This window comes from Falsiroseomonas sp. E2-1-a20 (genome assembly GCF_051433195.1).
Taxonomy (GTDB): Bacteria; Pseudomonadota; Alphaproteobacteria; order Acetobacterales; family Acetobacteraceae; genus Falsiroseomonas.
The window spans coordinates 1-467 of the sequence record NZ_JBHMFT010000203.1 but is presented as its reverse complement, the minus strand read 5'-3'; the positions used below and the strand labels follow the sequence as shown (position 1 = coordinate 467).

Annotated in this window: 1 pseudogene; it reads right to left on the bottom strand. The window is 66.6% G+C overall.

Annotated features, from left to right (window positions below):
- Positions 1 to 209 precede the first annotated feature (209 nt).
- Positions 210 to 467, bottom strand: a pseudogene (locus ACFHPP_RS31370) (IS110 family transposase); the annotation flags it as partial.

Here is a 467-nt window from a genome sequence, read left to right as displayed (position 1 = left end):
CACGGGAGGAGGCGAGGCGGATAGACGTCGGTGATCAAGCTCTGATCCGCGGGTTGGCTACCGCATCTCCGATTATGCGTCCGGGGCGTTCCCGATCTTACTGCGGGCGTCGGTCAGACCGGCCACAAAGCGTCAGACGGGAGTTCCCCTGCCGTTGCCTCGCCCCCACCCTTGCCCAGCCCTATGACTGCAGCGTGGGTGGGCTGCGCCTACGCGGACTTCACCTCCTTCCCGATCGCCCAAATGAACCCTGCGAGTTCACGTGCGACAGCGGTGACGGCGACCGTCAGCTTCTTGCCGCGCGCCGAGAGCGCTCGATACCTGCCGCACAGCCGCGCCTGCGCCTTGTGCGCAATGTCGCGCACCGCGGGCGAGACGTGCCGATGCTGGTAGAGCTTCTTGGCGCCGACGCGTGGCGGATGCCGATAGGTCCATGCACTCTCGACGAGTGCCCGTCGGATTCGTCC